This window comes from Methylorubrum salsuginis (assembly GCF_900114375.1).
Lineage (GTDB): Bacteria > Pseudomonadota > Alphaproteobacteria > Rhizobiales > Beijerinckiaceae > Methylobacterium > Methylobacterium salsuginis.
Genome location: NZ_FOSV01000006.1, coordinates 23,679 through 45,854, shown reverse-complemented (window position 1 = coordinate 45,854; position 22,176 = coordinate 23,679). Strand labels below are relative to the sequence as shown.

The following is a 22,176-nucleotide window of genomic DNA, read 5'->3' as shown; positions in this document are numbered from 1 at the left end:
TGGCCCCCGCGACGGCGGGGCGGCGGGCGTCTGCCGGACGCACGGAACGGGACCATCGGTCCGGTTCCGTGCCGCTTCGCATGAGACCGAACGGCGATAGGCCGTTCGGGACATCGAGAAGGGCTCAAGCCGCCCGGCGGCCGCCGTCGTTCCAGGCCTTCAGGAGGGCGGGCAGTTCGGAGGCCGGCACCGGCGGGCTGAACAGATAGCCCTGGACCTCGTTGCAGCCCTCCTCGCGCAGGCGCCGGAGTTGCTCGGGTGTCTCGACCCCTTCCGCCGTCGTGGTCATGCCGAGGCTGGAGGCGAGGCTGATCACCGCCCGCACGATGAAGCCCGAGCCCTGCTCGACGGTGAGGTCGCGGATGAAGCAGCGATCGATCTTCATCTTGTCGAAGGGGAAGCTGCGCAGGTAGCTGAGGCTGGAATATCCCGTGCCGAAATCGTCCATGGCGATGCGGCTGCCCAGGCCCCGCAGGCCGTGCAGGATCGCGACCGTGGCGTTGCCGTTGACCAGCAGCACGCTCTCGGTGATCTCCAGTTCGAGCCGGCGGGCGGGCAGGTGACTCTCGGCCAGCGCGTCGCGCACCGTGGCGATGAGGCCGGACGACGTGAACTGCGCCGCCGAGACGTTGACCGCGACCTTGAGGTCGTCGGGCCAGCCCGCCGCCTCGCGGCAGGCCGCGCGCAGCACCCATTCGCCGAGCGGCACGATCAGGCCGATTTCCTCCGCCAGCGGCACGAACTCGGCGGGCGAGACAGGGCCGCGCTCCGGATGGGTCCAGCGCAGCAGCGCCTCGAAGCCGCAGATGCGCTCGGCCGCGATGTCGTAGATCGGCTGGTAATAGAGTTCGAACGCCTTCGCCTCGAAGGCGGCGCGAAGATCCAGCTCGAGGGCGCGCCGGGCCTGGAGGCGGGCATCCATCTCGGCCTCGAAGAAGCAATAGGCGCCGCGTCCGTCCGCCTTGGCGCGGTAGAGCGCGACATCGGCGCATTGCATCAGGCGGTCCGGCTCCAGCCCGTCGGCGGGCGCGAGCGCGATGCCGATGCTGACGCCGACCGTCACCGAATGGTGCGTCAGGGTGTAGGGCGCGCTCACGACTTCGCGGATGCGGCGCGCCAGCGTGCCGGCATCCTCCGGCCCCTCGACGCCGGCCTGGATCACCGCGAACTCGTCGCCGCCGAGCCGCGCCACGGTATCGACCTCGCGCAGGCAGGCCCGCAGGCGGTGGGCCACCGCCCGCAGCAATTCGTCGCCGACGCCGTGGCCGAGGGTGTCGTTGACCTGCTTGAAGTTGTCGAGGTCGAGGCAGAGCACGGCGAAGCCGGTCTCCCGGCGCGCCAGCGTCACCGCGCCCTCGATGCGCTCGCGCAGGAGCAGGCGGTTGGGCAGGTCGGTCAGGGCGTCGTGCCGCGCCATGTGGGCGATGCGGGCCTCTGCCTGCCAGCGCTCGGTCACGTCCTCGTAGATCGCCGCGAAGCCGCCGCGCGCGCGCGGATGGATCGCCACCGAGACGACGCGCCCGTCGGCGAGCCGCTGGATCTGCATGGTGGAATCGGAGCGGAGCAGGGCATCGACCTCGAGCAGCGCGTCCGCGAGGCTGGCCTCCGGATGGCTCCCCGCATCCACGTTGAGGTGCAGCACCTCGGCGGCGGTCATGCCGACGGCGATGCGGCCGGGCGGCAGACGGAAGATCTCGTGATAGCGCCGGTTGACCGCCAGCAGCCGATGGTCGGCGTCGTAGAGCAGAAAGCCCTGGGCCATGGTGTCCAGCGCCGTCTCGAGCCGGGACAGGCGCTCGCCGAGCGCGTCCTCCCGCGCCCGAAACGCGGTGACGTCGAACAGCAGCGTCAGGTCGGACCCGTCGGGCAGGGCGGCCCGGGCGGACCGGAACCGGCGCCCGTCGGCCAGGACGGCTTCGTCGCCGTCCGCCCGGCTCGTCTCGCGTCCGGTCGCCTCCGCGGCGGGGCTGGCCAGCGCCACGCGTCCGTCGGCGTCCGTCAGCCGGACGGCGACCGCCTCGCCGGCGAGGCCCGCGGCGAGCGCCGTGCCGATCCGGGTCTCGGGCGAGAGGCGGGCGGCGGCGAGTTGCCCGGCCAGATCGTCCCGCGCGGCGCGCAAGGTTCCCAGGCGCCCGAGCAGGCGGTCGAACTCCAGAAGGCCGGTCCGTCGCGACGCCTCGGCGGGATGGCCCGCCGCGATGGCCTCGGCGATCTGCCCCGCCCGCTCCGCGCCGCCGACGAGGTCGCGGGCGAGCCGCGCCAGGGTCAGGGCGACGAGCAGCAACGCCGTGCCCACCGCGCCCGCGACGACCCCGCCGCCCGCTCCGGGATCGAGGCCGAGCTGTGCGCAGAGCGCGGTCATCCCGAGGGCGAGGACGATCAGGCCGAGCCACAGGCCGGCTTGCAGGACGCGCTCGCGGATCGTCTCGGATGAGCCCCCGGCGTCGAGCGGCGTACCGTCCCGCTCGTCCGAGCGGAGCGGTGCGCGCGTCTCGGCGCGATGTTCGGCGGGCGATCGCATGGTGTCCGGGGCGGCTCCTTCGTTCGGTGAAGATACACGGAACGAGGTTAAGAGCGCCTCACGAAATGCCCGCTACGGTCGTTTTGGAGCCCGGATCCGCCGCGCGGTTCCGGTCTCGGGCACGCCATGCCTGCCGAGGCGCGCCCGAGAGCGCCCTCAGGCCTGTGTCGCACCGCACCATGAGGCTCCGAGGCAGGGCTCCACAGCCTTCCACCGCTCGCGGCGCCCTGCATAAAAGGGCGGCATGGTGCTCCGATCGGTTACTTTCTGCACAATGCATGCGCGCAGGGCGGGGCTGATCTTCAGAACCGGCGCTCCTCCCGCACCGCAACAAACGCCATATTCGCAACATGCCGGCCGCCGAAATCAAGTGCAGCGGCCAGGAGTTCGAGGTTAAGGCAATGTTCATCAAGCTGACGGAAGGTCTTCTCTCCTATCTCCGCGCCAAGGAAGTAGAGGTCGCGCTCGCCGACCTGAGCGATGCCGCCCTTGATGATATCGGTCTGACCCGCGCCGAACTCGGCCGTCGGCCGGTGCAGCCGGAGGTCGCCTTCCCGGCCATCAGCCTGACCGGATCGCTGTTCGCGCTGCCGTGCCCGCCGATGGCGCAGGCCGCGTAAACAAAACCGGCGATGATCGGGGATCATCGCCGGCTGCCCTTCCGGGAAGGGCACTGACAGTTTTCGAAGGCCCGGAGCAGGACCAGCGGTCGTGTTCCGGGCCTTTTTCGTTCAGGCTGCGGACGACGCCTCGGCGCCCGGGTCCGGAAGGGCGAAGGCGGTGACCTCGTGGCCCTCGGCGCGCAGCGCCTGCACCAGGTCGGCCGGCACGAGGTTGAGCGTGCGGGTGCTGACCAACGGATGGACGTTGACCCGCGTCTCCTCCAGCAGGCTGTCTTGAACGAAGACCTTCACGCTGCCCGGCGCCGCGTTGAGGGCGGCAAGTGGCGAGACGGCGCCGCTCTCGACGCCGAGCTGTTCGCGCAGCGCATCGGCACTGGCGAACGACAGCCCACCGCGGGCGCCGAGCACCGCCCGGAACGCCTTGAGATCGACCGCGGCGTCGTGATGGAGCGTGACGAGGAAGTAGGTCTTCTTCCCGTCGCGCAGGAACAGGTTCTTGGTGTGGGCGCCCGCGATGTCGCCGCACACCGCCATCATCGCCTCGACGGTCAGCACCGGCGGATGCTCGAACAGCTTGTAGGCGATGCCCTGCTCGCGCAGGCGGGTCAGGAGGTCGTCGGGGCTCAGGGCCATGGCTGAAACTCTCAACTGTTCGATTTTGTCGGTCCGGCGAGCACGCCGATCTGGCGCAGATGGGCCAGGATTTCGCGTGCGGCCTCTTCGGGGTCGGGCTCGACGAGGAGCCGGCCCTTCGCGGCCGAACCGCCTTCGCCGGTCGCGGCCTTCAGGCGCTCGGCGGCCGAGCCACCGGTCGGCGCGCCCTTCACCAGCTTCGGCCGACGGCGATAGGGCCGCTCCTCGACGATGGCCTGGGGCACGTCCACGCCGGTGGCGGCGGCACCCACGAGTTCGACCGCGCCGCGCCTCGCCTTGCCGAAGGCGTACGCGTGCGGAGCGGCAGCGTCGGGATGCACCGTGGCGAGGACCGGCCCGCGCACGGACACCCGCCGCAGGGCGCCGCGGCCGAGGCTCTGGTCGAGGGTGAGCGTATCGGCGCCGCCCGAGACCGCGACGACGTCGGGGATCAGCAGCAGATCGAGGGCCTCCGCCAGCGCGTAGGGGACGACGCCGCTCTCGGCGCCGCCCTGACTGCGCCGCCCGGCCAGCACGAGATCGGGCGCCAGGGCGGCGAGCCGGGCGCTGAGCGCCGGCACCGGATCGAGCCCCTCCGGCAGGGCGATGTGTTCGATCCGTGTGAGGCCGAGGCCGAGCGCTTCCCGCACCGCCTCCGCGTCCGGGCCGGCATGGAGGCCGACCGCCTCGCCGAGGGACGCCGCGATGCGGATCGCCTGCGCCTCCATTCGCGGCAGGACCGGCGCGCCCGAGACCGGATGGCGCCCGGCCGAGAGGAGGACCACGATGGTCATGCGGTCTCGTCTCCTGTCCCTTGCGCTTCCTGTACCAGCAGCTTGAGCAGGGCCGGCATCACGGCTTGCGCGTCCTGCACGATGGCGAGGCCCGCGCGCTCGATCATCGCGGCGTGCAGGTCGGTGTTGACCGCGACCACGTGCTCGCAGCCGGCCACGCCCTGAAGGTGTTGCGGCGCGCCGGAGATGCCCAGCGCGAAATAGCAGGTGGCGGCCAGCACCGTGCCGGAGGCGCCGACCTGGGTGTGACGCGGCATCAAGCCGGCATCGCACAGGACGCGGCTGGCACCGGGCGTCGCCCGCAGGGCCGCGACCACTTGGCGAAACGTGTCGAGATCGGTGATGCCGTTGCCGGCGGACGCCACGAACTCGGCGAGCGCCAGCGGCACGGTGGCCGGGTCGGCCGGGACGCGGGCGGCCGACACGATTCTTTTGGAACCTTGCGTCGGCGCCTCGGCCTCGACCGGAAGGGGGCGGGCCTCGCGGGGTGGGCCGCCATACTCGGCGACGGCGTCCGGCGCGACGGTGGAGAGCAGCCCCGGCGCGATCCGTTGCTCGACGCGGCGCCCCTTGGCCGGGCGCACGAGGCCGTTGGCGGCGACCACCTCGGCATTGGTGAAGAGCGGTTCGCCCATCCGCACCGCGACCCGGCGGGCGAGGTCGCCGCCGTCGAGGGATTCCGGGAACAGGATGTGGCGTGGCGCCAAAGCCGTCAGCGCCGCCGCGACGCGGGCGGCCTGGGTCGCGGGGTCGTAGCCCTCCACCGCATCGAGCGGGAGCCAGCGGTCGGCCCCGGCCGGGCCGACGCCCTCGCATGCTCCGAGGGTGAGGATCGCCACGCCGCCCTCGCGGCCGGCGAGCGCGCGCGCGGCGCCGAGCACCTGCCGGTCGTGCGACGAGAGCCGCCCGCCGGGGGCGTCCGGTACCACCGCGACGAGGAAGGCGGGATCGTCGAGGACGAGGATCTTTGGGGAGGCGGCTGCCGCGGCCTTGGGCTGGGCCTCGGTGATCACGGCTGCGTCGAAGCGGACCGTCTGGCTGAGGTCGTAGCGCGGGCGCGCCTCCGCAGCGACGCGCTGGCCGGCACGCTCCGCCCGCGGATCGCGGCGGGGACGGCCGCTGCCCGTGCGGCGGGCGGTGCGGTCGAAGCGTGGGCGCGCCTCACCCGCGACCTGGATGGAGGCCCGCTCGGCGCGGGGATCGCGGCGGGGGCGGGTCATCGGCCGGCCTCCACCGCCTGGAGCAGCAATTCGGCGATGTCGCGGATTTCCGACGTCCGGCCGGTCACGCCCTCCAGCATCGCCGTGCAGGACGGGCAGGCCACCGCGACGATGCCGGCACCGGTCTCGGCCGCCTGGGCCATGCGGATGTCGGGGATGCGCCGCTCGCCGGGGATGTCGCTGACCGGCGCGCCGCCGCCGCCGCCGCAGCACATGGCGCGCTTGCCCGAGCGGGCCATCTCGGAGCGCGAGACCCCGATGGCGTCGAGCACGGCGCGCGGCGCCTCGGTCTCCCCGTTGTAGCGGGCGAGGTAGCAGGGGTCGTGATAGGTGACCGACAGGTCCGGCAGTCGGACCGGGTTCAGCTTGCCGGCGCGGATCAGCTCCAGCAGGAAGGCGGTGTGGTGGATGACCGTGTAGCGGCCGCCCATCGCCGGGTACTCGTTGCGCAGGGCATGGAGCGCGTGCGGGTCGGCCGTGACGATCCGCTCGAAGCGGTAGTTCTGAAGCGTCGCGATGTTCTCCCGCGCCAGCGCCTGGAAGGTCGCCTCGTCGCCGAGGCGGCGGGCGAGGTCGCCGGTGTCGCGCTCTTCCGCGCCGAGTACCGCGAAATCGACGCCCGCCTCGCGCAGCAGGCGGATCAGGGCGCGTAAGCTCCGGCCGTAGCGCAGGTCGTAGGCGCCTTCGCCGAGCCAGAGCAGGACCTCGGCCTGCTGGCGATCCGCCATCACCGGCAGATCGACGCCGGCGGCGAAGTCGGTGCGGGCCGAGAGCGGGCGCCCGCCGGGATCGCCGGACTGGCGCAACTCCGTCACCGGGCCGACGGCCTTCTCAGGGAGAGCGCCGCGCTCGAGCGTCTGGTGGCGGCGCAAGGACACCACGGCATCGACGTGCTCGATCATCATCGGGCATTCCTCGACGCAGGCGCGGCAGGTGGTGCAGGACCACAGCGTGTCCGGATGAATGCGCGCGTCCGGCCCGATCAGCCCGGCCAGCGCCCCGCGCTCGCCCTGGGCCGGGCGTCCGCCCGGATAGGGATTGCCGGCATAAGCGGGCTCGGCCGGGGAGAGACCGGCGACGAGATCCTGGATCAGTCGCTTCGGATTCAGCGGCTGGCCGGCGGCGAAGGCCGGGCAGGCGATCTCGCAGCGCCCGCAGCTGACGCAGGCGTCGTAGGAGAGCAGCCGGTTCCACGTGAAGTCGGCGGGCATCTCCGAACCGAGCCGGGGCGCGTCGAGATCGAGCGGCTGAAGCGCGGTGTCGGGCCGCCCTTCGAACCGGCCGGGCCGGGGATGGGCGACGAGATGGAGCGCGCCGGCCGCCGCGTGGCGCATCGGCCCGTGCCGCACCTCGAAGGCGAGGCCGAGCCCCCCGGCCGCCGCGAGCGCCAGCGCCAGCGGGGCGAACACGCCGCCGATTCCGAAAGCGAGCAGCAGGGCGGTCGCCGTTCCGCCGACCGCGTAGGCGACGAGCAGGAAGGGCAGGATCTGGAAGCGGCCGGCTGAGAGGCGCTTCTGCTTGGCCGGATAGCGCCGGGCGCCCACCAGCAGCGAGCCGACCGCCGTCACGCCGAAGGCGAGCGCCACGACGAACCAGTAGGGGCGAAACCCCGCGATCGGCGGCAGGATCGCGAGCGCGGTGAGGATCGAGGCCGCGAGCAGGCCGCCGGCCACGACCGCGTGCATGCGGGAGGCGTAAGGATCACGCGCGACGACGTGGTGGACATCGACGAGGTAGCGCTTGGGCAGCTTCACGAGCCCGTCGAGCCACGCCACGGGCGCCGCCGCCCCGACCCGCCAGAGCGCGGCGCGGCGCAGGCCCTGGACGAGGGCGAGCGCCGCCATCAGCCAGACGAGGCCGGGAAACACCGTGGTCAGGGGCATGAGGCTGGTCATGACGGTGGGCCTGGTTCATCGCCACGAAAGACCCTCCCCCCTCTGCGGGGGAGGGTGCCTGCGGAGCAGGCGGGAGAGGGGAGCGACGGTTCCGGAGTGTTCGCGTCGAATGCGGCCAAGCGGCAGCGTCGCTCCCCTCACCCGACCCCCTTCGGGGGCCACCCTCCCCCACCCAAGTCAGGCCTGCCTGACTTGGGCTTCCATCTGCGAATCTCGGGCAAGCCCGAGATTCGTTGGGGGGAGGGACGATGCGGCGCGCTTAGCGCCCCACCCGGATCAGATGTCCTTGCACAGCCGCAGCGCGTCGTAGATCGCCGCGTGGATGTTGCGGCCGGCCACCGCGTCGCCGATGCGGTAGAGGGCGTAGCCCTTCGACAGGTCGTAGGGCTGCGGCTCGCCGCGGATCATCGCCTCGGCGTCGGTCTGGCCGCGGTTGATCGAGGCATCCTTCAGCGCCTGGTAGAGGCCCTCGACCGGCAGGGTGCCGTGATCGACCACGAGGCGGTCGATGACGCGTTCTTCTTCCGCATCCGTCATGGTGTTGCGCAGAGCCGCCACCAGCCGGTTGCCCTCGGGGTAGACCTCGATCAGCTCCAGGTTCGGGCTCATCACCACGCCGAGCTTGTAGAGTTCGCGCAGGTGGATCGGCTGGTTCGTGGTGCCGACTTCCTCCGCGATCATGCGGTCGTGGGTGGCGATCTCGACGAGGCAGCCGCGCTTGGCCAGAAGCTCGGCGACGGACGACGCGTTGTGCTGGCCCATCTCGTCGTAGAGCAGCACCGAGCCGGTCGGCTCGACCGTGCCGGCCAGCACCTCGGCGGTGGTCACCGCGTGCTCGGCAGCGCCCTTGGCATGGCCGCGGAACGGCGTGCCGCCGGTGGCGACGATCACCACGTCGGGCTTTTCGGCGAGGACGGCTTCCTGCGTCGCCTCGGTGTTGAGCCGGAGATCGACGCCGAGCTTCTGCACCTGGGCGACGAGCCAGCGGGTGATGCCCGACATCGCCTCGCGCCAGCCGGCCCTCGAAGCCAGGCCGATCTGGCCGCCGGCCTGGCCGCTCTTCTCGAACAGCACGACCGCATGGCCGCGCTCGGCGCAGACGCGGGCGGCTTCCAGGCCGCCGGGGCCGGCGCCGATCACCACGACCCGGCGGCGGACATCCGCCTTGCGGATCTCGTGCGGCATGGTGGCTTCGCGGCCGGTGGCGGCGTTCTGGATGCAGAGCGCGTCGCCGCCGACATAGATCCGGTCGATGCAGTAGCCCGCGCCGACGCATTGGCGGATGTCGTCGGCCCGGCCCTCGGAGAGTTTCTTCACCAGATGCGGGTCGGCGATGTGGGCGCGGGTCATCGCCACCATGTCGACATGGCCTTCCGCGACGGCACGCGCCGCGGTGGCGAGGTCGGTGACGCGCTGCGCGTGGAACACCGGCACGTCGACCTCGCGCTTGATCGCGCTCGGCAGGAACAGGAACGGGGCCACGGGAAACGACATGTTCGGCAGCGAGATCGCGTGGGCGATGTGGTCGCGCGCCTGACCGCCCAGGATGTTGAGGAAGTCGACGAGGCCGCGCTTGGCGTACTCGCTCGCGATCGTCACGCAGTCTTCTTGGCTGAGGCCGTCGGCGATCATCTCGTCGCCGGACATGCGGATGCCGATGACGTAGTCGTCGCCCGCTTCCGCCCGCATCGCCTCCAGCACCTCGATGCCGAAGCGCATGCGGTTCTCCAGGCTGCCGCCGTACTTGTCGGTGCGCTGGTTGACGGAGGGCGACCAGAATTGATCGATCAGGTGGCCGTGGGCGGCCGAGACTTCGCAGCCATCGAGGCCACCCTCGCGGCAGCGGCGGGCGGCCTGGGCGAAGCTCTTCACGATGCGGGCGATGTCCTCGGCCTCCATCTCCTTCGGGATGGTGCGGGAGGCGGGCTCACGCCGGGGCGAGGGTGAGACGGTGGGGAGCCAATGCTCCGTGTCCCACTTGGTGCGCCGGCCCATATGGGTGAGCTGGATCATCAGCTTACCGCCGTGCTCGTGCACCCGGTCGGCGAACTGGCGGAAATACGGGATCACCGAATCGTCGGCGACCGAGATCTGGTTCCAGGGCGCGGCCGGGCTGTCGACGGCGACCGAGGAGGAGCCGCCGAACATGGTGAGCCCGATGCCGCCCTTGGCCTTCTCGGCGTGGTAGAGCTGGTAGCGCTCCTGCGGCTTGCCGTCCTTGCCGTAGCCGGGGGCGTGGCTCGTGGACATCACCCGGTTGCGGATGGTGAGGCCCTTGATGGTCAGGGGCTTCAGAAGCGCGTCGGCATTGGCGATCACGGGACGACTCCCGAAGGTTTTTTGGAGCGATGTCTGGGGGTTTGGAGCGTCGTCGGCGCGTCTAGCGCTCGACGACGAGGTCGCTCGTCGGCTTGGAGCAGCAGAGCAGCGCCATGCCGGCATCGATCTCGCGCTGGCGGATGCCGCCCGCGTGGGTCATCGCGACGGTGCCCTTGGTGAGCTTCGACTTGCAGGTGCCGCACAGGCCTTTGGCGCAGGACGAGGGCAGGCGGATGCCGGCCTTGCGGGCGGCGTCGAGCACGGTCTCGTTCTCGGGGCATTCGAGCACACGCCGGGTCTTGGCGAACTCGACCCGGAAGGTGCGCACCCCGCCCGCGGGGGCGGCGTTGAGATCCTTCTCGGCTTCCGCGGCGGCCGCCTGCTCGCCCTCGGACAGCTCGCCGAAGTCGAAGCTCTCCTGATGGTGCCGGGCCATGTCGAAGCCGGCACCTTGAAGCATCGCCTTGACGGCGTCCATGTAGGGCTTGGGGCCGCAGACGAAGACTTCGCGGTCCATGAAGTCCGGCACGGCGTCGCGCAGGATGTCGAGGGAGAGCCGGCCCTTCGGCCCGGCCCAGGTCTCGTCGAGGGCATCGGCCTCGCAGACCGCGTGGAAGCGGAAACCTGCGTCGAGCCGCGCCATCGTCTCCAACTCAGAGCGAAAAACGATGTCGGCGGGCGTGCGGGCCGAGTGGACGAAGGCGACGTCGCGGGGCTCGGCCAGATCGTGGAAGGTGCGCGCCATCGACATCATCGGCGTGATGCCGCTGCCGCCCGACAGCAGCAGATACTTTTGGGCCGGATGCTGGAAGCAGGTGAACTCGCCCATCGGCCCCAGCGCCCGGACGGTGTCGCCGGGCTTGAGGTTGTCGTGCAGCCAGTTCGAGACCGGGCCGCCGGGCACGCGCTTGACCGTGAACGACACGGCGTGCGGCCGGGTCGGCGTCGAGGAGATGGTGTAGCAGCGGTGGATCGTCTCAGCCCCGATCTCGAACGAGAACGTCAGGAACTGGCCCGGCGCGTAGGCGAACAGCCGCGGCTCACGAGGGCTAAGCACGAAAGTCTTCACGTCGTGGGTCTCGTCGCGCACCGCGAGACAGACCAGGGCGTCGTCGGCCTCCGCATCCCAGGGCGCGGAGGCCGCCAGCCGCGCGGCGGCCGGTTCGGAGGAGGAGACCGACGCCATGATTCAGCGACCCAGATGCGCGGTCATGCGACCGACGTACCAGTTGCAGAACTTCTCCACGAGCATCTCGGTGTTCGGCGAGTAGGGGCCGGGCTCGTAGGCGGGCGAGCGGGCGCCCTGCTGGCAGATGCCGACGAGTTCGCTGTCCTGATCGTTGGTGGCTTCCCAGACGCTGATCAGGTTGGCGAGATCGTAATCGACGCCCTCGACCGCATCCTTGTGGACCAGCCACTTGGTGCGCAGCAGCGAGCGCTCGGCATCGAGCGGCAGCACCGAGAAGGTGACGATGTGGTCGCCCAGGAAGTGGTGCCAGGAATTCGGCTGGGTCCAGACCGAGAGGCCGCCGAGCTTGGCGTTGGTGAGGTTGCCGAGCAGCTTCTTGCAGGCCGCCTTGGTGTCGATGGTGTGGGACTCGCCGTCACCGTCGAGCGGAAGGCGCTCGGTGCGGAAGGCGGTGACCATGGTGTCGAGCTCGTCGATCTCCTTCGACGGCAGGCCTTCGGCTTCCCACTCGGTATGCCGGGTCTTGAGCAGGCAGCCGTAGCGCTCGGCGTTCACCCGGTCGTGCTCGTCCATCTCCTCGGGGGCGAAGCCGAAGCCGTAGGCGAAGAGCGGCACGGTCAGCTCGGGATGGTTGGCGCCGCAGTGATAGCACTCGCGGTTGTTCTCCATCGTGAGCTTCCAGTTGCCCGGCTCGATGATGTCCTTCTGGAAGGCGACCTTGGTCTCGCGCACGTTGTGGGGGGCGATGTACGGCCCGAGGCGGGCGGCCATCTCCTCGAAGTCGGCGGGCGCCTCCTCGGCGAGGCAGATGAACAGCAGGCCTTCGAGCGAGCGGACATGGACCGGCTTCAGGCCGTGGCAGCCCTTCTTGAAGTCCGGGCCCATATGCTCGGCATGGATCAGATTGCCGGTCAGGTCGTAGGTCCAGGAATGGTAGCGGCAGACGAGGTTGCCGACGGTCGACTTCTCGTCGTGGACGAGGCGCGCGCCGCGGTGGCGGCAGACGTTGTGGAAGGCGCGGATCTCGTTGTCGTCGTCGCGCACGATGGCGACCGAGGTCTTGCCGATATCGACGACCATGACGTCGCCGGCCTCCGGCACGTCGGGCTCGACGCCGACATAGATCCAGTGCCGGCCGAAGATGACCTCCATGTCGGCCTCGAAGATCTCGGGGCTGAGATAGAAGGGGGCCGGAAGGCTGTAGCCGCGGCGGCGCTCACGCAGGAGTCGCTGCAGAGGAGTCGGCGTCACGTCGAGCATGGTGGCCTCGCAAAGCCATAATCAGGCTCAGCGACTATCGCGGTTGCGACCCCGGCCCGCTGCCACGGCAGCGACATTCCCTTGGCTCGCCGCGACGTGCGGAGGCTGCACTTTGGTGCATGCGGTCGCGGCAGGACCGGCTCCGATCGGCCGACCGGCCGGGGCGGCGTATTTTGAATCCGCGGCGGCTGGGCCTAGTCCGATCTGCCTAGACAGTCTTGGTGGATCGTATTTTTGAAACAAATGATGTCACGTCCCGTGATACGGTTTCGTGATCTATGATGGATTTTCGCGGCGTCTGTCGAAATCGGTCTTCGCCCGTGGAATTAAGGAACCGCAAAGAATTGTGTGCAACATATATCCGGCGCCGGCCAGGGCGCCGGGAGTTTCGCGCCGTGTCGTTGTTCCGTTCCGATTCCGGCTCGCTGCTCGCCGCCATCGACCGGTCGATGGGACGCATCGAGTTCGCCCTCGACGGCACGATCACCGACGCCAACGCGAGCTTCCTGTCGCTGGTCGGCTACGGCCTCGACGAACTGCGCGGGCGCAAGCACGCCTTGCTGATGCCGGAATCCGAGCGCGAGGGCACGGCCTACCGGGCGTTCTGGGACGCCTTGCGCGCGGGCGAGTTCCGCGCGGGCGAGTTCCGTCGCATCGCCAAGGACGGGCGGCCGGTCTGGATTCAGGCCTCCTACAACCCGGTGCTCGACCGGCGCGGGCGCCCGTTCAAGGTAGTGAAGTTCGCCGTCGACATCACCGCCGAGCGGCAGCGCAACGCCTCCTACGAGGGGCAGATCGCCGCCATCAACCGCTCGCAGGCGGTGATCCATTTCGCGCTGGACGGCACCATCACCGACGCCAACGACAAGTTTTTGGCCGCGATGGGCTATGCGCTGGACGAGATCCGCGGGCGCCATCACAGCCTGTTCGTCGATCCCCAGGAGGTCGGCGGGGCCGACTACGCCGCGTTCTGGCGCTCGCTCGGGGCCGGGCAGTACCGGGCGGGCGAGTTCCGGCGGCTGGCCAAGGGCGGGCGCGAGGTCTGGATCTACGGTTCCTACAACCCGGTGCTCGACAGCGACGGGCGCCCCTGCGCCGTGGTGAAGTTCGCCAGCGACGTCACCGCGCAGATGGCCGAGCGCAACCGCCGCGCCGACGGGCAGCGCGCGATCAAGCGGGACTTAAGCGACATCAACCTCGCCATGTCCGACGTGACCCGGCAGGCGAAGGAGACCGCGCAGGCCGTCACGATCACCTCCGGCAACGTCCAGGCGGTCGCCGCGGGCTCGGAGGAGTTCGCCGCCTCGATCTCCGAGATCAGCCGGCACGCGGCGCAGGCCAAGGGCGCCTCCGACGAGGCCGTGGCCCGGGCCGAGGAGGCGAGCGGCATCGTCGCCGGCCTCACCTCGGCGGCCGAGCGGATCGGCGAGGTGGTCTCGGTGATCCGCTCCATCGCCGACCAGACCAACCTCTTGGCCCTCAACGCCACCATCGAGGCGGCGCGCGCCGGTCAAGCGGGCCGGGGCTTCGCGGTCGTGGCCACCGAGGTGAAGGCGCTGGCGAGCCAGTCCTCGCGGGCGACTGAGGATATCGGCCACCAGATCGCGGCGGTGCAGGATTCGACGAGCCGCGCCGTCGAGGCGATCCGGGCGATCACCGCCACCATCGGCAACCTGTCGGAAATCTCGCTCAGCGTCTCCTCGGCGGTGACCGAGCAGGCCGCGGTCACCCACGAAATCTCGAACAATATGCAGGTCGCCGCGCGCAACGTCGATGCGGTGCGCCGCAACACCGAGGGCATCGCCACCGCCGCGGGCGAGATCGACACCTCCGTGCAGAAGGTGACGGCGGCGGCCCGCGCCATCGGCTGAGCCGAAGCATCCTCCCATCCAACCCCCTCATTCTGAGGTGCCGCGAAGCGGCCTCGAAGGAGGGCTCCAGCGGATCGCGCGACTTCTGGAGCCCTCCTTCGAGGCTCCGCTACGCTGCGCACCTCAGGATGAGGGGGATGGGTTGGACAAGCCCTTATGACGCCTTGGCGAACGGCCAGCGCGCCCGGGCCGGAGCGGTGAGATCGTCGACCAGCCCGAGGCGCAGCCGCTCCAGCCCGGCCCAGGCGATCATCGCGCCGTTGTCGCCGCACAGCGGCAGCGGCGGGGCGACGAAGCTCAGGCCCACCTCGCCGGCCTGGGCGGCGAGCGCCCGGCGGATCGCGCCGTTGGCGGCGACGCCGCCTGCCGCGACCAGCGCCGTCGGATGGCCGGCGACCGCACCGAACCCGCGGAGCGCCACCCGGACGCGGTCCACCACCACATCGACGACGGCGGCCTGGAAGCTCGCGCAGAGGTCGGCCACGTCGCGGCTCGCGAGCGGCGCGAGGCGCTCGGCTTCGATGCGCAAAGCCGTCTTGAGGCCCGACAGCGAAAAGTCGGCCTCGCGCCGGCCCAGCATCGGCCGGGGCAGGGCGAAGCGCTCGGGATCGCCGCCTTCCGCCAGCCGCTCGACTTCGGGCCCGCCCGGATAGGCCAGGCCCAAGAGCTTGGCGACCTTGTCGAAGGCCTCGCCGATGGCGTCGTCGATGGTGGTGCCGAGGCGGACATAGTCGCCCACGCCCTTCACGGCGACGAGTTGGGTGTGGCCGCCCGAGGCCAGCAGCAGCAGGTAGGGGAAGGCGAGCCCGTCGGTGAGGCGGGGCGTCAGGGCGTGCGCCTCCAGATGGTTGACGGCCAGGAGCGGCTTGCGCGTCACCAGCGCCAGGGTCTTGGCGGTGACGAGCCCGACCAGCACGCCGCCGATCAGGCCGGGCCCGGCGGCGACCGCGATGCCGTCGAGGCTCGCCAGATCGGTGCCGGCCCGCTCCAGGGCGCGGGCGATCAGCCGGTCGAGCACCTCGACATGGGCCCGCGCCGCGATCTCGGGCACCACGCCGCCATAGGCCGCGTGCTCGGCGATCTGGCTCAGCACCTCGTTGGCCAGGATGAGCCCGCGCTCGCCCTCATCGAGGGCGACGACGGCTGCCGCGGTCTCGTCGCAGGTCGTCTCGATGCCGAGAATCTTCATCGGGTCTTCAACGGGCTCTCAAACGGACGAGACGCCGTTGCACGCCGGAACCCCGCGCGCCACCTTCATCGCCTCGCGAGCGAGGTTTACGCAAAAACCGCGGCTTCCGACAGGGAAGGCGTTGCGCTTTCCGTGGGAAGGGGAGGGGGCGACACGAATGCGGATCTGGGTGTCACGGCCCGAGCCCGGCGCCGCGCGCACGGCCCGGCGCCTCGAAGGGCTCGGCCATGCCGTCCTCCTGGCGCCGGTGCTGCGGATCGTCCCGACCGGGGCGCCGGTGCCGGAGGGCGCGTTCGACGGGCTGATCCTGACGAGCGGCAACGCCGTGCCGGCCACCGGGGGGCTGCCCCGCGCGCTCCCGGTCTTCGCCGTCGGCGGCCGCACCGCCGAGCGCGCCCGCCGGGCCGGCTTTTCGCAGGTTCACGCCGCCGGGGGCGATGCGGGCGACCTCGCGGCGCAGATCGCGGACCGGTTGCCACCGGGAAGCCGCCTGCTCCACGCCGCCGGTGAGGACCGCAAGGCCGAGCCCGCGGCAAGCCTCGCGGCGGCGGGGTTTCGGGCCGCGATCTGGATCGCCTATGGGGCGCGGGCGGACGACGCCCTGCCGGAGGCCGCGGCGCGGGCGCTCCGGGCCGCCGATGGGACGGGTCCGGAGGTCGTGCTGCACTTCTCCCGCCGCAGCGCCCGCGTGGCCGGCGAATTGTGCCGGGAGGCGGGCTTGGCCGGAGCGTTTCGGGCTCTGATGCATTACTGCCTGTCGCCGGATGTCGAAGCGGGACTGGCCGAGTTCGGGGTCGCGGCCCATTTTGTGGCGATGCGGCCGAGCGAGGACGCCCTCCTTGCCGGCCTTCCGGCCCCGGACCGACCGGTTTCTCCCGCTTGAGGGAGAAGCGTGACGGTCCGAGGACGGTTGTAAGCGAAACGATGACGGGATGGATGGCGCCGCCCGACCGCTCTATGGGAGCGCGGTGCCTCTCAAAGGTGGCGAAGGGAGCGAACGCCGGTGACTTCACCCAAGGATGGTCCGAAGCCTGCGGACAAGGGCGCCCCCCCCGCCTCTTCCCCCAACTCCAATTCCAAGCCCGGCATGCCGGGCGCCGTGGCCAAGCCCGAGGCCACCAAGCCCGAGGCGGCCAAGAACGAACCGGCCAAGAACGAACCGGCCAAGCCCGGCGCCACCGGCAGCAGCGGCGTGCCGCCGATCGGGGCCAAGCCCTCCGAGCCCGTCAAGCCGTCCGATCCGATCAAGCCCGCCGGGGCCACGCCGTCCGTCTCGTCCACCGGATCGACCGCCGGTTCCCCGTCGAGCGCCTCGGCCGCGCCGCAAAAGCCCGGAATGGCGGGAAGCCCCGTGCCGCCGGTCGGCTCCGGCCCCAAACCGTCCGAACCCGCCAAGCCCGTGGAACCCGCCAAGCCCGCGGGCGCCGCGTCGTCGCCGTCGGGCGCCCCCTCGAACCTCTCCGGCGGCGCGGCGCCGCTGAAGCCCGGCTCCACCGGCAGCAGCGCGGTGCCGCCCGCCGCCACCGCGAGGCCGGGTGAGCTGAAGGCCGACAGCCCGGCCAAGCCCGGCCCGACCGGCAGCAGCGCGATCAAGCCCGATGTGCCGCCGGCCGGCGCCAAACCGTCCGATGCCAAACCGTCCGATGCCAAGCCGGCGGATGGAAAGCCCTCGGGCACCACCACCGGCAGCCCGTCCGCTGCGGGGCCGACCCGCGTGACCGAGCCGACCTCGCTCACCGACGGGCCGATCCTCGACATGAAAGCCAAGCGCGTCCCCGATCCGGCCGAGGCCGCCAAGGCCGGTGCGAGCAGGGACGCTGCGAGGGACGCGGCCAAGGACGCCGCGAAGGGCCAGACCCGGCCCGACGCCAAATCCGCGGACACGGCGGCCAAAGCCCGGGCGGGCCTCGGCGCGGTGGCGGCCTCCGGGCTGCTGGGCGGCCTGATCGGCGCCGGCCTCCTCTACGGCGTGACGACCTATCACCGCGCCAGCGACCCGCGCCTGGACAACCTCGACAAGGCGGTGGCGGGGCTCGCCACCAAGGATGCCGTGGCCGCGCTCGACAAGCGCATCGCCGCTGAGGAGCAGGCGTTGAAGCCGCTGCCCGAGGCGATCAAGCGCGCCGAGGCCGCCGCCAAGACGGCCGGCGACAAGGCGCAGGAAGCGCTGCAGAAGGCCGGCTCCGCATCCGCCGCCCCGACGGGGGACGGCGCCGCCCCGGCCCCGGCCGTGCCCGCCGACATCGCGGCCCGCCTCGATGCCCTCGACCAGCGCGTCTCGGCGCTTCAGGAGGAGCCCGGACGCGACGGCAACGCCGAGGCCAAGGCGGTGCAGGCGCAACCTCAGGCCCAACCGAGCGACGGCACGGCGCTCGCCGCCCTCGACGAGCGGATCAAGACGCTCGAAGCGGCTGGCAAGGACTCGGGCGCCGCTCAAGACGTCACCCAGAAACTCGCCGCACTTCAGGGCGAGATCGAGAGCCGCACCAAGGCCAACGAGACCGCCGATGCCGGCCTCGCCAAGCGCCTCGACGAGGTGCAGAAGTCGCTGGACGCGAAGATCGGCGCAGCGACGCAGGCGGTGCAGGAGGCAAGCCAAGCCGGCAAACAGGCCGCGGAAGCCTCCCAGGCCCGCGCCGAGGAAAGCGTGAAGGGCATCGACCGCCGGCTTCAGGAGCAGGCCGACAAGCTCGCCACCCTCGACAAGGCGCTGGACCAGACCGCCAAGGCGGCGACCGTGCAGTCGGCCCTGCGGATCGTCGCCGCCGACCGCATCGCCACCGCGCTCGATGCCGGCCAGCCCTATCCCGAGGCGCTGGCCAGCCTGCGGGGCCAGGAGCCGGCGGATTCCAAGCGCGTCGCGGCGCTCAGCCCCTTCGCCGACAAGGGCGCGCCGACTCCGGCCAAGCTTTCCGCTGAGTTCCGCACCATCTCGGCCAAGATCGCGGAGGCCAAGCGCGCCGCCCAGGCCAAGGCGGTGGCCGAGAGCGGCAGCGTCGGCGACCGGCTGATGAACATGGCGAGTTCGCTGGTGCAGGTGAAGCGCGCCGACGCCCCCGCCCAAGGCCAGGGCGCCGCGGCGGGCGGCGGCGCCGACGGCTCGACCGCGCAGGTCCAGGCCGCCCTCGACAACGGCGACCTGTCGGCTGCGGCGACCGCCTTCGCGGCCCTGCCCGAGGAGGCGAAGGCGCAGGCCGGCGATTTCGGTGCCCGGCTGAATGCCCGCGCCGAGGCCGGCAAGGCGGCGCAGTCGCTGCTCGCCGACGCCTTCACCGGCCTCCCTCCGGCGCGCTAGGACCCGCGCGGCCGATGACGGTGTTTCCGACGATGGGCCCGCGTTCCGCGCGCCCTCATTCCCTTCCTGCTTGTCCGGGCCGCGAGCGCCCGCTCGCCGTGCTTCCAAGGAGGCCCTGACCCATGTGGCGCGCCCTCGTTTTCCTGGCCCTCCTGGCCCTCGCGGCCTACGGGGCCGTGTGGATCGCCGATCATCCGGGCACCGTGAACGTCAACTGGGGCGGTTACGACGTCCAGATGAGCCTCGCCATCGCGCTGACCGGCGTGCTGGTGGCCGCGATCGTGATCGCCCTGATCTGGGCGATCGTCACCGGCGTCATCGGCCTGCCAGCGAGCATCAGCCGCTCCACCCGTGAGCGCCGCCGCAACAAGGGCCTCGCCTCGCTCTCCCGCGGCATGATCGCGGTGGGCTCGGGCGATCCGCTCGCCGCGCGCCGCCACGCCAGCGACGCCGAGCGGCTGCTCGGCTCCCAGCCGCTGACGTTGCTGCTCAAGGCGCAGGCCGCCCAGATCTCGGGCGACCGCGACGCCGCCGAGCGCGCCTTCCGCAGCATGGCCGACGATCCCGAAACGCGGGTGCTCGGCCTGCGCGGCCTGTTCGTCGAGGCCCGCCGCCGCGAGGACGAGACCACCGCCCGCGCCTACGCCGTGGAGGCCGCGCGCCTGGCGCCGAGCGTCACCTGGGCCAACGAGGCGGTGATGGAGGCCCATTGCGCCGATGGCGACTGGTCGGCCGCGACCGAAACGGTGGAGCGCCGGGCTTCGCTCGGCTTGATGGACAAGCACGCGGCGCGGCGCCAGCGCGCGGTGCTGCTCACGGCGGCCGCCCAGAGCAACGAGGCCGGCGCCCCCGACACCGCCACCGATCAGGCGCTGAAGGCCGTCAAGCTCGCCCCCGACCTCGTGCCCGCCGCCGTCATCGCCGGGCGCCTGCTGGCGCGCCGCAACGACCTGCGCAAGGCCGCCAAGATCGTCGAGGCCGCGTGGAAATCCACGCCGCATCCCGAACTCGGGCGTGTCTATCTCAACCTGCGCACGGGCGATTCCGCCCGCGACCGCGTCGCCCGCGCCGAGACGCTGGCCAAGCTCTCGTCCTGGGACCCGGAGGCCCGGCTGGTGCTGGCCCAGGCCGCGGCCGAGGCCAAGGAGTTCGGCCGCGCCCGCGAGACCCTGGCCCCGCTCCTCGACGACCGCCCCACCGTCCGGGTCTGCCGGATGATGGCGCGGATCGAGGCCGCCGAGCACGGCGCCGAGACCGGCCGCTCCCGCGAATGGCTCGCCCGCGCGGCCCGGGCCCCGCGCGATCCCGCCTGGGTCGCCGACGGCGTCATCTCGGAGCGCTGGGCTCCGATTTCGCCGACGACCGGCCGCCTCGACGCCTTCGTCTGGAAGACCCCGCCGGAAATCCTGGCCGCTCCCGAGGACGAGGACGCCTCCATGGCCGTGGACACCGATGCGCCCCGCATCGGGGCGACCCAGACGGTGCCTTCGACGCCTTCGCCTTCGATGCCCGTGCCGACTTCCGCCGGGGCCGCGCCCGCCTCGAAGCCCGGCTTCCTCGAGACCGGCGCCGGCTCGTCCGCGCCCGCGACGACGACGCCCGCCGCTCCGGCGATCCCCCGCGCCCCGGTTCCGCCGGGCACCCCGGTGGAGCGGCCCCGCCACATCGCCTGAGGCCCGGGGCGCCGGCTTTCGGCCAGCGGATCGGACGCCCGCGCGGCGATCGATCGAGAGCATCACGCTCCCGCTTGCCAGAAGCCGGCGCCCCGGTTACAGCACGGCTCCCGCTGCGCGGGACCGCAGCGAGCCTCAGGGCTCAGGCGGTTCCCGGTGGGACTCCGGAGGGGTGGCCGAGTGGTTGAAGGCGCACGCCTGGAAAGTGTGTATACCGGAAACGGTATCGCGGGTTCGAATCCCGCTCCCTCCGCCACCTACTTGTTGCTAAAATTAGTGTAATTAATTCAGTTGCTTAGAGGGCGTCTGGATGGCGGTCTCCCTCAAATTGCCCACCAAGGTGTCCCCCAGGGGGGCGACACTATGACCGCAACGTTCAGCGACATATATTTTCGTCCTTCAGCGTTGCAGAGCGACTCCAAGCGGATGCGGGTCCAGCTTGCTGCGACTTATGTAAATCTTGTGCCGCGGGACTCTCTGTTTCTGGATAAGTAGTCATCAAGTAACATCGCGGGGTTATGCTGCGGTATGCCTCGGGTGCGTCATCGTTTAACGTCCATTTCATTCAGGGAAAAATAAGATAAATCCTTGAATAGATTGCATAAATTGCGGAATATATTTTTTAATCAGGTCGTAATTCGCATAGGGAGAGATGGCTCCCTGAATTTCAGAGCATCTTTGATCAGCAGCATGTTAAGTATGCGGTTAATTCGCAGGGAGCTATTCGGCTTCGTGTGGATGCTGCTTTCGAGGTGGAACGAGAGGCTGCGCTAGCTGGCCTTCAGTCCAGCCGTTACGGAGGCGTGCAGGCCGAGTTCGAGGGCGCCTCGCCTACACTGGCCTGCTGCCTGTTTCACGGACACCCGGTTTAGGTTTGATGGTGAAGCTGGAGGTGCTCCATGCAGCGTCGCAAGTTCGGACGTGAGTTCAAGATCGAGGCGGTTCGACTGGTTCGGGAACGTGGTGTCAGTGTCGCGCAGGCCGCGCGCGACCTCGACGTTCACGAGACGATGCTGCACCGGTAGGTGAAGCAGGCGGCGGCCGATCCGCACCATGCCTTCCCTGGTCAGGGCCAGATGAAGCCCGAGCAGATCGAGATCGACCGGCTGCGCAAGGAGGTCGCTCGTCTGAAGGCGGAGCGTGAGCCGAAGGTCAGCGAAGCAACATCCTAAAAAAGGCCGCCGCCTACTTTGCGAGGGACGCGATATGAAGTTCGCGTTCATCGCAAAGCATCGCGCTGTCTAGCCGGTCGCGTGGATGTGCGCGGCGCTGGACGTCTCGCGCTCGGGCTTCCACGCGTGGCTTACCCGGCAGCCCAGCCAACATGCGCGGGACGACGAGGCCATCCTGAGCAAGGCGCGCGCGAGCTTCGTAGCCAGCGATCGTACCTATGGCGCAAGGTGGGTCTGGCGCGCTGTGCTGGCCGAGAGCGTCGCGTGCGGGCTGCACCGCATCGAGCGGATCATGCGCGAGAGCGCCCTGCGGGCACGGCCGCGCCGACGTGGCCTGCCGAAGGACGAGGGGGAGCGGGCCGCCGCGTCGCCGAATCTCTTGGAGCGGCGGTTCGCGGCCGATGCCCCGAACCGAAAGTGGATCGCTGACTTCACCTACATCTGGACGGCCGAGGGCTGGCTCACCGTTGCCGCCGTCATCGACCTGTTCTCGCGCCGTGTCGTAGGCTGGTCGATGCAGAC

Annotated in this window: 14 protein-coding genes, 1 tRNA gene and 1 pseudogene; 7 read left to right on the top strand and 9 right to left on the bottom strand. The window is 71.0% G+C overall.

Translation table 11 applies throughout. The annotated features are described in order from the left end of the window. Positions 1 to 124: 124 nt before the first annotated feature. Complete coding sequence (locus BM140_RS09465) at positions 125 to 2,521, bottom strand: putative bifunctional diguanylate cyclase/phosphodiesterase (RefSeq protein ID WP_244535367.1); 2,397 nt, start codon at positions 2,519 to 2,521, stop codon at positions 125 to 127. A 350-nt stretch (positions 2,522 to 2,871) separates the two neighbouring features. Here BM140_RS09465 and BM140_RS09460 point away from each other — a divergent pair, with 350 nt between their 5' ends. Beyond that, the gene (locus tag BM140_RS09460; RefSeq protein ID WP_091944635.1) at positions 2,872 to 3,141 is read left to right on the top strand and encodes a DUF1127 domain-containing protein; all 270 of its coding nucleotides are present in this window, start codon (positions 2,872 to 2,874) and stop codon (positions 3,139 to 3,141) included. A 111-nt stretch (positions 3,142 to 3,252) separates the two neighbouring features. On the opposite strand, the gene BM140_RS09455 is transcribed toward BM140_RS09460, so the two are convergent. The 7 genes from BM140_RS09455 to BM140_RS09425 all read right to left on the bottom strand — a co-directional run bounded on the left by BM140_RS09455 (position 3,253) and on the right by BM140_RS09425 (position 12,454). Next, positions 3,253 to 3,777: a prolyl-tRNA synthetase associated domain-containing protein gene (locus BM140_RS09455; protein ID WP_091944632.1), complete on the bottom strand. Its 525-nt coding sequence runs from the start codon at positions 3,775 to 3,777 to the stop codon at positions 3,253 to 3,255. An 11-nt stretch (positions 3,778 to 3,788) separates the two neighbouring features. After that, positions 3,789 to 4,571 (bottom strand): adenine nucleotide alpha hydrolase family protein, encoded by a 783-nt coding sequence (locus BM140_RS09450; protein ID WP_091944629.1) that lies wholly within the window; start codon positions 4,569 to 4,571, stop codon positions 3,789 to 3,791. Next, a complete protein-coding gene (locus tag BM140_RS09445) occupies positions 4,568 to 5,791 on the bottom strand; it encodes an electron transfer flavoprotein subunit alpha/FixB family protein (RefSeq protein ID WP_091944626.1) in 1,224 nt (407 codons plus the stop codon). Before BM140_RS09445 ends, BM140_RS09450 begins: the two co-directional genes overlap by 4 nt. Continuing rightward, on the bottom strand, positions 5,788 to 7,686 hold the full coding sequence (locus tag BM140_RS09440) for a (Fe-S)-binding protein (RefSeq protein ID WP_091944622.1): 1,899 nt from the start codon (positions 7,684 to 7,686) through the stop codon (positions 5,788 to 5,790). Before BM140_RS09440 ends, BM140_RS09445 begins: the two co-directional genes overlap by 4 nt. Positions 7,687 to 7,962: 276 nt before the next feature. Beyond that, on the bottom strand, positions 7,963 to 10,005 hold the full coding sequence (locus BM140_RS09435; RefSeq protein ID WP_091944620.1) for an NADH:flavin oxidoreductase: 2,043 nt from the start codon (positions 10,003 to 10,005) through the stop codon (positions 7,963 to 7,965). 61 nt (positions 10,006 to 10,066) lie between these two features. Beyond that, complete coding sequence (locus BM140_RS09430; protein ID WP_091944617.1) at positions 10,067 to 11,191, bottom strand: FAD-binding oxidoreductase; 1,125 nt, start codon at positions 11,189 to 11,191, stop codon at positions 10,067 to 10,069. Between the two features lie 3 nt (positions 11,192 to 11,194). Next, positions 11,195 to 12,454 (bottom strand): aromatic ring-hydroxylating oxygenase subunit alpha, encoded by a 1,260-nt coding sequence (locus BM140_RS09425; RefSeq protein ID WP_091944614.1) that lies wholly within the window; start codon positions 12,452 to 12,454, stop codon positions 11,195 to 11,197. Positions 12,455 to 12,903: 449 nt separating this feature from the next. Here BM140_RS09425 and BM140_RS09420 point away from each other — a divergent pair, with 449 nt between their 5' ends. Then, the gene (locus tag BM140_RS09420) at positions 12,904 to 14,325 is read left to right on the top strand and encodes a methyl-accepting chemotaxis protein (protein WP_425287055.1); all 1,422 of its coding nucleotides are present in this window, start codon (positions 12,904 to 12,906) and stop codon (positions 14,323 to 14,325) included. 154 nt (positions 14,326 to 14,479) lie between these two features. Here BM140_RS09420 and tsaD read toward each other — a convergent pair whose 3' ends face one another. After that, positions 14,480 to 15,514, bottom strand: a complete 1,035-nt coding sequence (gene tsaD / locus BM140_RS09415) for a tRNA (adenosine(37)-N6)-threonylcarbamoyltransferase complex transferase subunit TsaD (RefSeq protein ID WP_091944607.1) — start codon at positions 15,512 to 15,514, stop codon at positions 14,480 to 14,482. Between the two features lie 157 nt (positions 15,515 to 15,671). Here tsaD and BM140_RS09410 point away from each other — a divergent pair, with 157 nt between their 5' ends. The 5 genes and pseudogenes from BM140_RS09410 to BM140_RS09385 form a co-directional block, all read left to right on the top strand. Next, a complete protein-coding gene (locus tag BM140_RS09410; protein WP_091944604.1) occupies positions 15,672 to 16,397 on the top strand; it encodes a uroporphyrinogen-III synthase in 726 nt (241 codons plus the stop codon). A gap of 120 nt (positions 16,398 to 16,517) precedes the next feature. Continuing rightward, positions 16,518 to 18,809 (top strand): COG4223 family protein, encoded by a 2,292-nt coding sequence (locus BM140_RS09400; protein WP_342030027.1) that lies wholly within the window; start codon positions 16,518 to 16,520, stop codon positions 18,807 to 18,809. Between the two features lie 122 nt (positions 18,810 to 18,931). Then, positions 18,932 to 20,482, top strand: a complete 1,551-nt coding sequence (locus tag BM140_RS09395; RefSeq protein WP_091944597.1) for a heme biosynthesis protein HemY — start codon at positions 18,932 to 18,934, stop codon at positions 20,480 to 20,482. A 166-nt stretch (positions 20,483 to 20,648) separates the two neighbouring features. Further along, positions 20,649 to 20,738, top strand: a tRNA-Ser gene (locus tag BM140_RS09390). Positions 20,739 to 21,381: 643 nt separating this feature from the next. Continuing rightward, positions 21,382 to 22,176: pseudogene (locus BM140_RS09385) on the top strand (IS3 family transposase); the annotation flags it as partial.

What these genes read in the sequence shown, in the direction of transcription:
- BM140_RS09445 (WP_091944626.1), bottom strand. Translation starts at nt 5,791, where the DNA reads ATGACCCGCCCCCGCCGCGATCCCCGCGCCGAGCGGGCCTCCATCCAG.
- BM140_RS09425 (WP_091944614.1), bottom strand. Translation starts at nt 12,454, where the DNA reads ATGCTCGACGTGACGCCGACTCCTCTGCAGCGACTCCTGCGTGAGCGC.
- BM140_RS09395 (WP_091944597.1), top strand. Translation starts at nt 18,932, where the DNA reads ATGTGGCGCGCCCTCGTTTTCCTGGCCCTCCTGGCCCTCGCGGCCTAC.
- BM140_RS09455 (WP_091944632.1), bottom strand. Translation starts at nt 3,777, where the DNA reads ATGGCCCTGAGCCCCGACGACCTCCTGACCCGCCTGCGCGAGCAGGGC.
- BM140_RS09460 (WP_091944635.1), top strand. Translation starts at nt 2,872, where the DNA reads ATGCCGGCCGCCGAAATCAAGTGCAGCGGCCAGGAGTTCGAGGTTAAG.
- BM140_RS09465 (WP_244535367.1), bottom strand. Translation starts at nt 2,521, where the DNA reads ATGCGATCGCCCGCCGAACATCGCGCCGAGACGCGCGCACCGCTCCGC.
- BM140_RS09440 (WP_091944622.1), bottom strand. Translation starts at nt 7,686, where the DNA reads ATGACCAGCCTCATGCCCCTGACCACGGTGTTTCCCGGCCTCGTCTGG.
- BM140_RS09410 (WP_091944604.1), top strand. Translation starts at nt 15,672, where the DNA reads ATGCGGATCTGGGTGTCACGGCCCGAGCCCGGCGCCGCGCGCACGGCC.
- BM140_RS09450 (WP_091944629.1), bottom strand. Translation starts at nt 4,571, where the DNA reads ATGACCATCGTGGTCCTCCTCTCGGCCGGGCGCCATCCGGTCTCGGGC.
- BM140_RS09430 (WP_091944617.1), bottom strand. Translation starts at nt 11,191, where the DNA reads ATGGCGTCGGTCTCCTCCTCCGAACCGGCCGCCGCGCGGCTGGCGGCC.
- tsaD (WP_091944607.1), bottom strand. Translation starts at nt 15,514, where the DNA reads ATGAAGATTCTCGGCATCGAGACGACCTGCGACGAGACCGCGGCAGCC.
- BM140_RS09420 (WP_425287055.1), top strand. Translation starts at nt 12,904, where the DNA reads ATGGGACGCATCGAGTTCGCCCTCGACGGCACGATCACCGACGCCAAC.